Annotated in this window: 2 protein-coding genes (1 of these 2 only partly in view); both read right to left on the bottom strand. The window is 69.1% G+C overall.

The genetic code is table 11. From position 1 onward, the window contains the following. Positions 1–5,875, bottom strand: partial view of an amino acid adenylation domain-containing protein gene (locus tag ACQR1X_RS14225; protein WP_434899053.1) — the 5' portion only. The gene continues 704 nt to the left of window position 1, outside the view; only the first 5,875 of its 6,579 coding nucleotides appear in the window; the start codon lies at positions 5,873–5,875; its stop codon lies off the left edge, out of view. Next, positions 5,872–15,591, bottom strand: coding sequence for an amino acid adenylation domain-containing protein (locus ACQR1X_RS14220; RefSeq protein ID WP_434899052.1), 9,720 nt, complete (start codon positions 15,589–15,591; stop codon positions 5,872–5,874). Before ACQR1X_RS14220 ends, ACQR1X_RS14225 begins: the two co-directional genes overlap by 4 nt.

Here is a 15,591-nt window from a genome sequence, read left to right as displayed (position 1 = left end):
ACGGATCCGGAATGAAGCGCTCGGCACTCAGCGCCGCGCGTTTCCAATAGCCGCGCGCGAGCCCGTCACCACCGATGAAGAGCTCGCCGGTGACGCCGACCGGCGCGAGGTTGAGCTCGCCGTCGAGCACGTACAGTGCGGTGTTGCCGATCGGGCTGCCGAGCAGCGGCACCGGATTCGCGCCATCGAGGCGGTGGCGCGCCGACCACACCGTGGTCTCGGTCGGCCCATACAGATTCCAGACCTCGCTGCTCTCTGCGTTCAGCCGCCGCGCCAGATCCGAGGCCAGCGCCTCCCCGCCGCTCAGCAGGCGGCAGCCCTTCGGCAGCCATGGATCAGGATTGGCCGCGTCGTGATCGAGCAGCATGCGCCAGCTCGATGGCGTCGCCTGGATCATGGTCACGCCGTGCCGTGCGACCATCGCCTTGAGGGCCTCGGGATCATGGGCCGCGGCACGGTCGGCGAGCACGACCTGGGCGCCATTTGTGAGTGGCAACCACAGCTCCAGAACGGCGATGTCGAAGGACAACGACGTCAGCGCGAGCACGCGGTCGCCGGCCGCGATGCCCGGCTGTTCGGCCATCGTCGCCAGGAAGTTCGTCAGCGCGGCATGGCGCACCATCACGCCCTTCGGCAGCCCGGTCGAGCCGGAGGTGTAGATGACGTAGGCGAGGTTCTCGGGGTGCACGTCGACGGAAAGATTGTCGGTCTGGCCGAGGCCATCGCCGGCCGCGACCTCGAGCAGCCAAGCCTCGGCCTCGCTCCGCTCCAGCACCGGCGCGAACCGGTCGTGCAGCGTGGCCTGTGTCAGCAGCAGCTTGGCACCGCTGTCGTTCAGCATGTGCGCGAGACGCTCGGCGGGATAGTCCGGATCGAGCGGCAGATAGGCCGCGCCCGCCTTGAGCACCGCGAGCAGCGCCACCATCATCGCGACGCCGCGCTCCAGCGCGAGCCCGACCACCACATCGGGGCCGACGCCGCGATCCCGCAGCCGCCGCGCCAGCCGGTTCGCCCGCGCATTCAGCGCACCGTAGCTGATCGTCTCCGGTCCATGCACCAGCGCGACCGCATCGGGCGTTCGCGCCGCATGCGCCTCGAACTGTCGATACACGCAGGGCGCATTCGCAGCGTTGGTCGCCGTCGCATTCCAGGCCTGCAGCAGCCGCGCGCGATCATCGTCCGGAACGACGTCGATCCGGCGCACCGGCGTATGGGGCGCCTCTTCCAGTGCCAACGCGAGTTGATCGAGCGATTGCTGCATCATCGCGCCGACCCGCTCGGGCGCGACCGGCGCCGCGACCTGGACCGTCAGGTGAAGCCCATGGCCGTCATCGTCCACCGCCAGCATCAGCGGATAGTTGGTGCGCTCCTCGCCGCCGAGCCATTCGACGCCTTGCGGGAGCTCAGCATCCACCTGCGCATCCTGTCTCCGGCCGTGCCGATAGTTCAGGATCGCGGAAAACAGCGGCGTCGGCGGCGCGACACCGCTGCAGCGCTGGGCCATCGCCAGCGAGGCATGCTCATGCGCCATCAGCTCCGCCAGCCGCGCATGCGCCGCGCGAACGCTGTCCTCCACCGACGTGCCGTCGAGATCGAGCCGCACCGGCAGCGTGTTGATGAACAGGCCCAGGCTGCGGCCGGTATCGTGACCGGCCTGCATGCGGCCGAGCAGCACGGTGCCGAACACGACCTGCTCGCGCCCGCTGCTGCGCGCCAGCACCTGCCCCCAGGCGACATGACAGAGGCTGGCGAGGCTCGCGCCAAGGCGCCGCGCCTGTGCACGCAGCCGCGCGTCGAGCGCGGCCGGCAGGGGCAGCCTTGCCTCGCGCACGCCGTCGCCGTCGCTGCGCACCTCCATCAATCCGAACGGTGCCGTGGGCGCATCGATGTCGGCGAGCATGCCGCGGAATAAACGCTGCTGCGCATCCTGCCCGGCGGGCTTGCGCGTTTCGGCGACAAGATTGCGGAATGGAATCGGCGGAGGCAGATCAGCGCGGCGCCCCGACAGAATCAGCTGCACCTCCTCATGCAACGCCTGCAGCGTGGTATGGTCGCCGACCATGTGATGCAGCAGGACCAGCAGCAGCAGGCGATCATTTTCCTCGTCACGGGCGACGATCAGACGCAGCAACGGCGCCTGAATCAGATCGAGCCGACAGGATCTCGGATCGAAGCGGCGGGCCAGCTCGACCTGAGCCGGCGCGTGACCTTCGAGCGCGACTTCGGTGACGCTCAGCGGTGCGTGGCGCCAGACCACCTGCGCCGGAACCGACAACCCATCCCAGAGGAACGACGTCCGCAGCACGTCGTGCCGGTCGATCACGTCCTGAACCGCGGCGAGATAACGATCCAGCAGATCGCGGCCCGCGAATGCCATCTGTGCGACCAGCACGTAAGGATCGCCCTCGGTCGCCAGCAGATGATGGAACAGGATGCCTTCCTGCAACGGCGACAGCGCGTAGATGTCCTGGACGTTGGCGACGCCGCCCGGCACCTGGGCGACCACGCGGTCGATCTCGGGCTGGCTCAGCGCGATCAGCGGCAGCATGTCCGGCGTGATGGCCGCGCTCTCCGGCGTGATCAGGTTGGCGGGGATCGCAATCTCCTCGCCGGGCCGCAGGCTGGCCGCGAGATCGCGCAGCACCGGCCTGGCGAACACCATGTGCGCATCGACCGTCAGTGCATGGCGCTTCAGCCGGTCCAGCATGCGGACGACGAGCAGCGAATGGCCGCCGAGCTCGAAGAAATGATCGTTGCGGCCGACGCGCTCGATGCCCAGCAGCTCGCGCCAGATGGCCGCGAGGGCCTGTTCGATTTCGCCCCGAGGTGGATCATAGGCGCCGCGGCCGAACGCTTCGTCGTCCGGCGCCGGCAGCGCCTGCCGATCGACCTTGCCGTTGGGTGTCAGCGGAAACGCATCGAGGCGGACGATCGCCGAGGGAACCATGTAATCCGGCAGGCACGCCTGCAATTGCCCGCGCAGCTGGGCGGCCCATGCGGCGGCGTCATCGGTGTCGTCTGCCGGCACCACATAGGCGACGAGCCTGAGATCGCCCTGCGCATCGCGCCGCGCCAGCACCGCCGAGTCCCGCACGCCGGCTTGCGCATTCAGCCGATGCTCGATCTCACCGAGCTCGATACGGAAGCCGCGGATCTTCACCTGATGGTCGTTGCGGCCAAGAAATTCGATATTGCCGTCGGCCAGATGGCGGCCGAGGTCACCGGTTCGATACATCCGCGCGTCGGCCGACAGCCCGAAGGGATCGGCAGCAAAGCGCTGCGCCGACAGATCCGGACGGTTGAGATAGCCGCGCGCAACCCCTGCCCCGCCGATCCAGATCTCACCCACGGCACCGCGCGGCACCGGCATGCCCTGGGCGTCGAGCAGATAGATGCGCGCATTGGCGATCGGGCGCCCGATCGGGACGATACCGCCGGCAAAGCCGGCTGGACGACGCCACGCGGTGGCACAGACGGTCGCTTCCGTCGGGCCGTAGGCGTTGAAGACCGCAATCTCCGACGGCAAAACCTCGAACAGCTCCGACTTCGGCAACTCGCCGGCAAGAACCAGCACCTCGAGCCCGGAGAGCCGCGCGAGGTCCGAGCGGCCCTGCAGCATCGCGGGCGGCAGGGTGGCGTGGGTGATGCGATGGTCGGCGAGATAGTTCAACAGCTCGGCTGCGTCGCGATGCTCGCGGCTTCCGAGCAGATGCAGCTCGGCGCCGGCGCAGAGCGCCATGACGATGTCCCACACGCTTGCGTCGAAACTGAAGGAGGCGAACTGCGCGACCCGGCTGTCCGGACCGGTGTCGAACAGCCCGATCTGGGCCTGCGCGAGATTGACCAGGCCATGGTGCTCGATCATCACCCCCTTCGGCCGCCCGGTGGAGCCCGAGGTGTAGATGACATAAGCGAGATTGCGCGGCGTCACGCCGCGGGCATCAACATCCGGCGCGCTGTCCGGCAGCCCGCTCCAGCCCGGTGCATCGCTTTCCACATCGACCACGGGGCATGCCACGTCGCCGAGCGCACCGGCGCTCTCGCGGTCACGGAGCAGCAGCATCGGCTGGGCATCGGCCACGATCTCGCGCAGCCGTTGCGGCGGATAGGTCGGATCCAGCGGCAGATAGGCGGCGCCGGCTTTGAGGACCGCGAGCACGCTGACGATCGTATCGACGCCGCGCTGCTGGCAGATCGCGATCAGCCGGTCCGGACCGGCGCCCAGCGCGACGAGGTGATGCGCGAGGCGATTGGTGCGCAGCTCGAGCTCCCGATAGGTCAGTCTGACCTCGTCATGGACCAGCGCCACCGCTGACGGCCGGCGGCGTGCCTGCTCGGCAATGAGATCCTGGATGCAGCAGTCGGCCGGCGTGAACGATCGGGTGCAATTCCAGCTGTCCAGCAGCAGCGCGCGTTCCTCGGCCGGTAGCAGCTCGATGCGGTCGACCGGCTGGCTGGTGTCAGCGACCATGGCGCGCAGCGTAGCCAGCAGATAGCCGCGATAGCGCCGCACGGTCTCGGCGTCGAACAGCGCCGTCGCGTAGTTGATCTTGCCGGAGATGCGGCCACGGCTCTCACTGAGATCGAGCTCGAGATCGAACTTGACCTTGTGCTGCTCGGTCGCAAGGCGCTCGACCGCCAGGCCGGGCAGCGCCAATGAGCCGATATCATGGCTCTGCCATGCGAACACCACCTGGAACACGGGCGTGTATTCCGGATGCCGCGGCGGCTGGAGCGCCTCGACAAGATGCTCGAATGGCAGGTCCTGATGATCCTGCGCCGCAAGAACGGCCGTCTTCACTCGCTCGATCAGTTCGGCCACAGCGGGACCGCGCGAGAGGTCGAGCCGCAACGCCAGCATATTGACGAAGAAGCCGGCCAGGCCTTCGAGCTCCGAACGCATCCGATTGGCCGTCGGCGTGCCGATGACGAGATCCTGCTGGCCGGCCAGCCGCGACAGCACGATCGCCCAGGCCGCCAGCACGATGACGAACGGGGTGGCGCCGAGCGCGACGCTCAATTGCCTGATATCGGCCGAAAGACCGTCGTCGATCTCGACAGGCACCGCTGCGCCAGCGTCGGATCGCGGCGTGGGACGCGGACGGTCCGTCGGCAATGCCAGCACGGATGGCGCGCCCTGCAGCACGGCGGTCCAATGATCGAGCTGCCGCTGCAACCGATCTGCCGTGAGCGCATGGCGCTGCCATGCTGCATAGTCCGGATACTGAATCGCCAGCGGCGGTAACGGATCGTCGCCGCCTGCGGCGAAGGCGCCATACAGCGCCGAGAGCTCGCGAACGATGACGCCCATCGACCATCCGTCGGAGATGATGTGGTGCTGGCTGAGCAGAAAGACGTGATCATCATCGCCGAGACTGATCAGGTGGCCGCGGATCAACGGACCCCGAGCGAGATCGAACGGCGCGCGCGTCCACGCATTCAGCAGGTCGGCCAGCCGCGTCTCGCGGTCCGGCCGGCTGCGAAGATCGTGCATCTCCAGCGGCAGGCCGGTATCCGGCGGCAACAGCATGGCTCGCGGCTCGCCCTGCTCGGCAACGAAGACCGTCCGCAGCGCCTCGTGGCGGGAGAACAGCCGATCGAGGCTGCGGCGCCATGCGCCGATGTCGAGCCGGCCCCGCAGCCGCAGCGCGACGTCGATGTGATAGTTCGTGCCTCCGCCCTCGAGCTGTGCCAGCAGCCAGAGCTGCTGCTGCGCGAAGGAGAGCGGTAGCCGACCCCCGCGATCGATGCTCGGGATGGTGTTGACGTCGCGTCTGCCGGCGTTGCGGCCGCGCTGCCGTGCGCGCGAAGCCAGCTGGCGCAATGCGTCCGGATCGAGGTCGCGCAGTCGAGGCTGTCCTGATTGTCCGCTCATGATAGCTCCGCCGTCATCAGGTCCTCGAGCTCACCTTCGGCGAACTCCTGCTCGATCAGCCTGATCGAGAGGACGCGCGCGAGCTCCGCCAATTCGGGATGAGCGAACAGCTCGGACAATGGCATCGACGTGCCGAACTCCTGCGCGACGCGGCTGAGCAGCCGTACCGCCAGCAGAGAGTGGCCGCCGAGCTTGAAGAAGTGATCCGCCCGCCCGACACGGTCGAGACCGAGCAGCTCCGCCCAGATGCCGGCCAGCGTGCTCTCGATTTCGCCGACCGGAGCCTGATGGTCGTCCCGCGCCTCGCCTTGCGACATCGTCGGCAGCGTCTTGCGGTCGATCTTGCCGTTCGGCGTGAGCGGCAGCCGCGGCAGCACGATGACGCGCAACGGCACCATGTAGTCCGGCAGCGCGGCCGCGAGCGCCGCGCGCAGCTCGCCGCCATCGAGCGTGCTCTCGCTGCTGACATAGCCGACCAGGGTCCTGCCGCCGCCGAACTCCTGCGCGACCACGACGCTGTCGCGGACGCCGGGCAGCGCGCGCAGCCGCGCCTCGATCTCGCCGAGCTCGATGCGATGTCCGCGGATCTTCACCTGGTGATCGGCGCGGCCGACATAGTCGAGCGCGCGATCGGCACGCCAGCGCGCCAGATCGCCGGTCCGGTACAGCCGCGCACCGGGGCGGCCGAACGGATCCGGAATGAAGCGCTCCGCGCTGAGCCCGGCGCGCCTCCAATAACCGCGGGCCAATCCCTCGCCGCCGATGAACAGCTCGCCGGCCACCCCGGGCGGCAGCAGATTGAGATTGGCGTCCAGCACGTAAAGCGTGGTGTTGCCGATCGGACCGCCGAGCACCGGCGTTGGATCATCGGAGTCCAGCCGGTGACGCGCGGACCACACCGTGGTCTCGGTCGGCCCATACAGGTTCCAGACCTCGCCGCTCAGCGCGACGAGCCGCCGCGCCAGATCGGGAGCCAGCGCCTCGCCGCCGCTGAGCGCGCGACAGCCAAGCGGCAGCCTCGCGGCCCCGTCATGATCGAGCAGCATGCGCCAGCTCGAGGGCGTCGCCTGAATCAAGGTCACGCCGTGCCTGGCCACGATCGCCTTCAGCGCCGCCGGATCCTGCGCCGACGCGCGGTCGGCCAGCACGATGCGTGCGCCGCGCGTGAGCGGCAGCCACAGCTCCAGCACCGCGATGTCGAACGACAGCGAGGTCAGCGCCAGCACGCGATCGTCGGACGTGATTCCCGGCTGCTCGGCCATGGTCGCCAGGAAGTTCGTCAATGCGCCGTGGCGTACCATCACGCCCTTGGGTACGCCCGTCGAGCCCGAGGTATAGATGACGTAGGCAAGACTCTCAGGATGAATGGCAAGGTCGAGGTTGTCGGTCTCGCCGCCGTTGTCGGCATGATCGAGCAGCCAGGCTTCGGCTCCGTTGTCGGCCAGCGCGCGCGTGAACCGATCCTGTAGCGGGGTTTGCGTCAGCAGCAATTTTGCGCCGCTGTCGCGGAGCATGTGGGCGAGACGCTCGACGGGATAGTCCGGATCGAGCGGCAGGTAGGCGGCGCCGGCCTTCAGCACGGCGAGCAGCGCCACGATCATCTCGGCGTCGCGCTCCAGCGCCAGTCCAATTACCACGTCGGCGCCGATCCCGCGCGCGTACAGTCGCCGCGCCAGCCCGTTGGCGCGTGCGTTCAGCTCGCCGTAGCTGATCCGGCGGTCGCCGCTGACGATCGCAATCGCGTCCGGAATTGCCTTCGCCTGCATCTCGATCTGCGCCACGAGGCCGGGCACCACACCGCTGGAAGGCGGCCGGCATGAGGTCTCGCCGATCGCAGCTCCGCTCCAGCGCAGGACGCACGCCCGCGCCTCACCGTCGACCATTCGAAGGCTGCCGACCGGACAGGTGGCGTCCGCCGATATCTGCGTCAGCCAGTCCCGCAACGACGCGCTCACCTGGCGGACCGCATGGTCGTCCAATTGCGCGCGATCGTAGTTGAAGTCGAGGCGCAGGCCCTCCGGTCCGTCGAACACGATGACCGCGATCGGATAGTTGGTCGGCGTCACGTGGTCGACCCGCCCGATCTGCGGCCTGGCCCGGTCGCGCGCGGTGAGCGTCCGATCGATCGGATAGTTCTCGAACACCATCAGGCTGTCGAACAGTGGCTGCCCGGCCCTGTCGGCCAGGCGCTGGATCTCGTGCAGCGGCAGCCACTCATAGTCGCGCGCCGCGACGCTCTGCGCCTGCAGCGCGCGCAGCCAGTCGCCAGTCGCGGTGTGCGGATGCGCGCGGTCGATCAGCGGCAGCGTGTTGATGAAGAGGCCGACCATGTGCTCGGCGCCGGCCAGCTCGGCCGGACGGCCCGAGACCGTGACGCCAAAGCAGACCGCGCTTTGCCCGGTATACTGCCGCAGCAATTGCGCCCAGGTCCCCTGCAGCAGCGTGTTCATCGTGATGCGCTGCTGTGTCGCGAACCGCCGCAGGCGAGCCGCAAGATCGCCGTCCACGCGCAAAGTCAGCCGGCCATGGCCGCTCGCAGCGTCGATCGCGCGGCTGGCGCGCAAGGCATCGGCCAGCGGCATGGGCTGATCGAAGCCGCGCAAGGTCTCGCGCCAGAAATCAGCGGCTGCCGCCTGGTCGCGCGTCTGCAGCCAGGCGATGTAGTCACGATAGCTGCCTTGCGCCGCCGACGGCGCATGGCCGCCGATCTGCTGAAGGACGTCGGCAAGCAGCCGCGCCGAGCTCCAGCCGTCAAGCACGATGTGATGATGCGTCCAGATCAGCCGCAGCCTGTCATCACCGAGCCGGACCAGCCGCAGCCGCTGCAGCGGCGGCCGGGTGATGTCGAAGCCGAGCTTCCGCTCGTGCAGCGCCGCCTCCGCAAGCGCCGCATCGATCTCCGCCGTCGCGGCCCCTTCCGCGATACGGCCACGCCAATCCTCCTCGAGGACGGGCACGTCGAGCTGGCGGTAGACGATCTGCTGGGCAGCGCCGGACAATTGCTGCCAGGCGAACCCGGTCCGCAGCACCGCATGCCGCGCGCTCGCCGCCTGCCATGCCGCACGCACCCGCGCCGGCGTCACCCCGCGGAGCTCGATCGAGAGCTGGTTGACATAGACATCATCTGCGCCGTCGCGCAGCGCATGGAACAGCAAGCCCTGCTGCATCGGCGACAGCGGATAGATGTCCTCGACGGAGCGACTGTCGATCGTCGCGCAGAGCCTGTCCAACGCCGCCTGATCGAGCCCCGCGAGCGGAACGTCGGACGGGGTCAGACCGCCGGCAGCGCCGAGGCAGTGATCGACGAGACCATGCAGCGCCGCGCGATAGAGCTCCGCGAGCCGTTCGACGGTGGCGCGCCGATAGCGCCGGCTGCCATAGCGGAAGCCGAGACGCAGCTGTCCTTCGCGCACCTCGCCATTGATGGTGAGCCAGGCCCGCAACGGCGTGTCTGCGGCCCGCATCGGTCCCGGATTCTCCGGCGCGATCCGGTACGGCGCCGACGCGCCGAGCTGCCCATCGAAGCGGCCGAGATAGTTGAAGACGATCCGCGGGCTTGGCGTCTGCGATAGCGCCTCGCGCTGCTCCTTCGCGCCGAGATAGCGCAGGACGCCATAGCCGAGCCCACGGTCGGGCACGGCGCGCAAGCTCTCCTTGACGCGGGCGATGAGCGCACGGTCGGTCTCGCTGCCGCCGTCGAGACAGACCGGAAATGCGGTGGTGAACCAGCCCACCGTCCGCGTGAGATCGACGTCCGCAAAGACATCCTCGCGGCCGTGGCCCTCGAGCTCGATCGCGACGCCATCGATCCCGCTCCAATTCCAGAGCGCACGCGCCAGCGCCGCCAGCAGCAGGTCGTTGACCTGCGTGCGATAGGCCGCAGGCGCGGCATCGAGCAGCCGTTCGGTCAGCTCCGCCTCGACGTTGAGCACGACCTCCTCGGCCTCGGCCTCGACATCGGCGCCGCCATGATCGTCGTCGCACGGCAGCGCGCGGCCGCGCGAGGACGCCAGCCAGAAGGCCATCTCGCCAGCCAGCCGATCGGACGCCGCATGCGCGCGCAGCCGCTGCGCCCACGACGACGGCGCGGAGCTCGTGGACGGCAGGGTGACGGCGGCCGCCCGCCCTGCCAGTTGCTCATAGGCCATCGTGATGTCTTCGAGCAGGATCCGCCATGACACGCCGTCGACGGCGAGGTGATGAACCGCGATCAGCAGCCGCTGGCTGCCGTCGGCCATGTCTAACCCGACCGCGCGCAGCAGCGATCCCGCTGCCAATGACAGGCTCGCCTGTGCCGCCGCGATCGCACCGATGTCGGCCGGCTCGGCCGCCGTGCGGATCCAAAGCAGCTCAGCCTCGGCAGGCAGATCGGCCGGCGCCGCCTGCCATTCGCCCGCGACCTGACGGTACGTCATGCGAAGCGCGTCGTGATGCCTCACCACGGCATCGAGCGCCCGCTGCAGCACGCTCCAGTCGATCCGGTCCCGCGGGATCAGCAGCACCGCCTGGTTGAAGTGATCGCGGTTGGGAATGTCGTCGGCAAAGAAGCGCAATTGGATCGGCAGCAGCTCCGCAGCGCAGGCGTTCATTGCGTTGCGTGCTGCTGCCGGCGGCGTCATGGCCGGTGCGGAGGTGGTCGCAACCACACCGGCCAGCGCCGCTATCGTCTGCTGCGCGAACATCTGCTTCGGCGTCAGCCTGACGCCGCGCTTGCGCAGCCGCGCGATGATCTGGAGGCTCAGAATGGAGTCGCCGCCGAGCTCGAAGAAATTGTCATTGCGGCCGATCCGCTCGCGGCCGAGCACGTCCTGCCAGACCTCCGCGATCGCCTGCTCCACCGCGCCGACAGGGGCGGCATAGGACAGCACGACGTCCTCGTCCGGCTGCGGCAGCGCCGCGCGGTCGAGCTTGCCGTTGGCGGTCAGCGGCAGCCGCTCGAGCACGACGAAGCGCGAGGGCACCATGTAGTCCGGCAGCATCGCCGAGAGCTGGTGCCGCAGCGCCTCCGGCTGCAACACGACGTTTGTCGCGGCAACACAATAGGCCACGAGCTCCTGGCGTTCCCGCTCCGCGTCGACGGCGCGGACCACGACGGCGGCATCGGCGACGCCATTCAACGAGCAGACGGCGCGGCCGATCTCGGCGGGCTCGACGCGGTAGCCGCGCAGCTTCACCTGATCGTCGCGCCGGCCCACGAACACGACCCGACCCGCCTGATCACAGCGCACCAAATCGCCGGTGCGGTAGAGGCGTTCGCCTGAGACTCCGAACGGATCGGGGACGAAGCGCTCGGCCGTCTGTCCAGGCGCGCCGCGATAGCCGCGCGCCTGCCCGGCGCCACCGATGTAGAGCTCACCAGCGACCCCGGCCGGCACGATATTCAACGCATCGTCGAGAACGTAGGCGCGCAGGTTCGCAAGCGGCAATCCGACCGGCACCACACCTTCGGCGTCGGCGTCCGTCCACTCATGGGTCATCACGCCGACCGTCGTCTCGGTCGGGCCGTAGTGATTGACGATCCGACAGTGCGGCCGCAGCCGACGGACCTCTGCGATCAGGCCGGGATCGCAGGCCTCGCCGCCGAGGATCAGCACGTCGCGTGGCAGGATGTCGGCCGAGCGCCGCGCCCGCAACAGGCCGCGCAGATGGCTCGGCACGATCTTGAGGACGCCGACCTCGGCGTCGCGCATCGCTTGCGCAAACGCATCCGCATCGAACGCGGCATCGGCCGGCAGCAGATTCAGGGTCACGCCGCTCGCGAGCGCGCCGAACAGCACGGTGTGGCCGAGATCGGCGGCGACGGTCGAGACCATCGCCATGCCGCCGCCGGCAGGCGGCTGCAGCCGGGACAGCATCGCCTGCACGTAGTTGGCGAGCGCGCCGTGCGAGACGGCAACTCCCTTGGGCGCGCCGGTCGAGCCTGAGGTGCAAATAATGTAGGCCGTCTGCGCCGGATGGGGCCGCGGGGCATCGAACGCGGACGCATCGCCGCGTTCAGTGCCGTCGAGTGTACGACAGGCCAGCGCCCTCGCCGCAGCCAGATGCTCGCCGGTTGCGATCAGGATGCCAATCTCGCCGTCCCGAAGGATGCGCGCAACGCGCGCCACCGGCCACGCCGGATCGAGCGGCACGACGGCGCCGCCCGCCTTGAGGACGCCGAGCAGCGCCGCGACGAAGGCCGGCGACCGCTCGATCCACAACGCCACCGGCGTCTCGCGCGTGACGCCGGCCGCGACGAGCGCGCCCGCGATGTGGTCCGACCAGCGCGCCAGCCCGGCTGCGCTGACAGTGTCCTGTCCCTGACGCAGCGCGACCCGGTCGTCGCGGCCCGCAAACGCAGTGCCGATCAGATCGAGGATATCCGTCGCGGGGAAGCTCTTCGCCTCCGCTGCGACGGTCTGCCTGACGTCCCGCGCGATCGCGAAGTCGCGCAGCGGCCGGTCGGGACCGGCCGCGATTTGCCGCAGAAAATCGACGAGCTGGCCGCCGATCCGCTCGACCGTGGCAGCATCGAACAGATCCGTCGCGAAATTCAGGCTCGCATTCATGCCCGTCGCGCCGTCGGCAATGTCGAGCGCGAGATCAAAATGCGAGCCGGCGAGATCGACGATCCGCGTCTCGGCGCGCAGGCCGTCGCCGAGCGCAAGTCCGGCCGGCGCGGCCATGTAGTTGAACTTGACCTGGAACAGCGGATTGTGGCCGCCGGAGCGGGCCGGCTTGAGCGCATCGACGAGACGGTCGAACGGCAGATCCTGATGCGCGAGCCCGGTGATGACCTCCTCTTTCGCCTGCGCCAGCAGTTCGGCGAAGCTCATGCCGTCGGCCACGTCGGCCCGCAACACCAGCGTATTGACGAAGCAGCCGATCAACGATGCCAGCTCGGCCTGCCGGCGTCCGGCGACGGGCACGCCGACGCGCAGGTCGGAGCGGCCGGAGTAGCGGAACAGCAGCAACTGATAGGCGGCGAGCAAAAGCATGAACATGCTGACGCGATGCTCCCTGGCGAGCGCGCGCAGCTTCAGCGCCAGATCGGGCGGGATCACGAGGTGGATGGTGTCGCCGCGATAGCTCGGCACCGCCGGTCGCGGCCGGTCGAACGGCAAGGCGAGCGGCGCATCCGCATCGCCGAGCCGCCCGCGCCAATAGGCGAGCTGCTGCGCGGCCTCGGGGCCAGCGAGCCACTCCCGCTGCCAGGCGGCGTAGTCGGCATATTGGATGGCGGATGGCGGCGGCAGCGCGACTGCTCCGCGCCGGAGCCCGTCATAAAGCGTAGCGATCTCAGCCAGCAGCACGTCGAGCGAGAGGCCATCGGCGACGATGTGATGCGCCGACAAAAGCAGTTCGTGGCGATCGTCCGCGAGCTGCATCAGCACCGCGCGCAGCAGCGGGCCATCGACGAGATGGAACGGCCGCGCCAGCTCCTCGCGTGTCCGCGCCGCGGCCCGCGACGCGCGCTCCGCTGCCGGCCTGCGCCGTAGATCCTCGACCGCGACGGGAATCTCGGTTGCCGCATGGATCACCTGCACGACACGACCGTCCGGCGCGGCAAAGCTGGTGCGCAGCGTCTCGTGTCGCGCAATGATCTCGGTCAGCGCCTGCACCAGCAGCGCCTGATCGAGCGCGCCGTCGAAGCGGAGCGTGCAGGCGATGGTGTAGGCCGTGCTGGCCGGGTCCATGCTCCAGAGGAACCACAGCCGCTCCTGCGCGGGCGACAGCAGTTCGCGCACGCCCGCCGGGGCCGGCTGCAGCGGCGCCAGCGCTCTTGCATCGGTGCCGGCCGCATCGACCAGCGCCGCAAGCGCTGCGAGCGTCGGCGCATCGAAGAAGCTGCGCAGCGCGAGCTCGATTCCGAACTGCTCGCGCACCATCGCCGTGACCTGGGCGGCTGCGACCGAATTGCCGCCGAGCATGAAGAAGTCGTCGCCGCAGCCGACGGCCGTGACCCGGAGCACATCCCGCCAGATCAGCGCAAGACGGCGTTCGGTTTCCGTTGCAAGCTCCGAGGACGGCGACCGGTCCGCCGCCTCACGCCGCCGCTCGAACACCCTAAAACTGTCGAGCGTGCCGTGCGCCCACCCGGCGCGGCAGGCGGAGCGCTGCAGCTTGCCGCTGGTGGTCAACGGCATGCCCTGCGGGTTCAGCAGCACGACCACCGCCGGATAATCTTGCGTCTGCCGCATGACCGCATCGCCGATCGCCTTGATCAGCACATCGGCCGGCGTCCGCCGCAGCACCGCCCTGCTGAACTCGGCCGCCACGCCGATGCCTTCGGCGCCATCGATCTCGACCGGGAAGGCCGCGACGCGCCCCTTCCGGACCGAGGCCACGTCGGACTCGACAGCCTGCTCCAGGTCGAATGGATAGATGTTCTGGCCGCGAACGATCAGCAGATCCTTGAGCCTCCCGGTGACGACGAGCTCGCCGTCACGGACGAATCCGAGGTCGCCGGTCCGCAACCAGCGCGCGCCGTCGCGAAGGACGAACGTCTGCTGCGTCGCCTCGGGATTGTTCCAATAGCCCTGCGCGACGCTCGGACCCGCGACCCAGATCTCTCCGACTTCGTTCGCCTCGGCCTGGGCGGACGCATCGGTTCTCATGATGCGGACGGCGTGACCGTCGGCCACGGTGCCGCAGACCATCAGGTCCGTCCCTGCGTCGGTATCGGCAACACGGCCGCCAGCGAGTGCTGCGGAATCGAGCATATGACAAGCCGCCAGGCTCGCGCTGTCGCCTGCGGTCACCAGCAAGGTCGCCTCGGCAAGGCCGTAGCAAGGCGTCAGAACGCGAGGATCGAGGCCCGCGGGCCGGAAGCGCGCGGCAAAGCGATCCAGCGTCGCGCGCCGCACGAACTCCGAGCCGGAGAACGCGAAGCGCCAGCGGCTAAGGTCCAGGTGCGCGATCGCCGCATCCGAGATCCGGTCCGCGCAGAGCGCGAATGCGAAGTCCGGCCCGCCGCTGCAGGTGCCGCCGTGGCGATCGATGGCCTCGAGCCATCGCCGCGGCTGCTCGAGGAAATTGCGCGGCGTCATCAGCACCGCGGTGAAACCCGTGAACAGCGGATTGAGCAATCCGCCCATCAATCCCATGTCGTGATAGAGCGGCAGCCAGCTGACGAACACGTCATCCCGGGTGCCGCCGAGCACCGCCTCGATCGCAATCTCATTGGCGACGAGGTTTCGGTGGGTGACGCAGACGCCCTTCGGCTGCGATGTCGAACCCGACGTATATTGGAGGAACGCGATCGCATCGCCGTTCAGCTCCGTCTCGCGCCAGGAGACGGCCGCGCCGACCGGCACCTCGTCGACGGCAACGACATCGGCCCGGATCTGGCCCACACAGGCCGTGACGGCGTCGCGAAGCCGCGCCTGGGTAAGAATGAGCCGCGGCGCGGCGTCGCGCAGGATGCCGTCGAGACGGCTCGCGTAGCGCTCCCTGCCGGTCTCCGGCGGATAGGCCGGCACGGCGATGACCCCGGCATAGAGGCAGGCGTAGAACGCGACTGCATAGTCCGGCCCGTTCGGCAGCAGGATCACGGCCCGCTCGCCGGCTCGCGCGCGCTCCTGCAGATGCGCGGCAAGAGCGCGGATGCGCAGGTCCAGCGCCGCGAATGACAGCTCGTCGACGACGTCGTCACCTTCGATGAAGCGCAACGCCGGATGGTCGGCGCGCGAGGCGGCATGCTCACGGAGTCGTTCGACGAGGGTCTGTGGCGGCAT

This window comes from Bradyrhizobium sp. HKCCYLRH3073, assembly GCF_051167995.1.
GTDB lineage: Bacteria > Pseudomonadota > Alphaproteobacteria > Rhizobiales > Xanthobacteraceae > Bradyrhizobium.
Note: the sequence above shows the minus strand (reverse complement) of the source record. Positions and strands in the feature narration are given on the sequence as shown.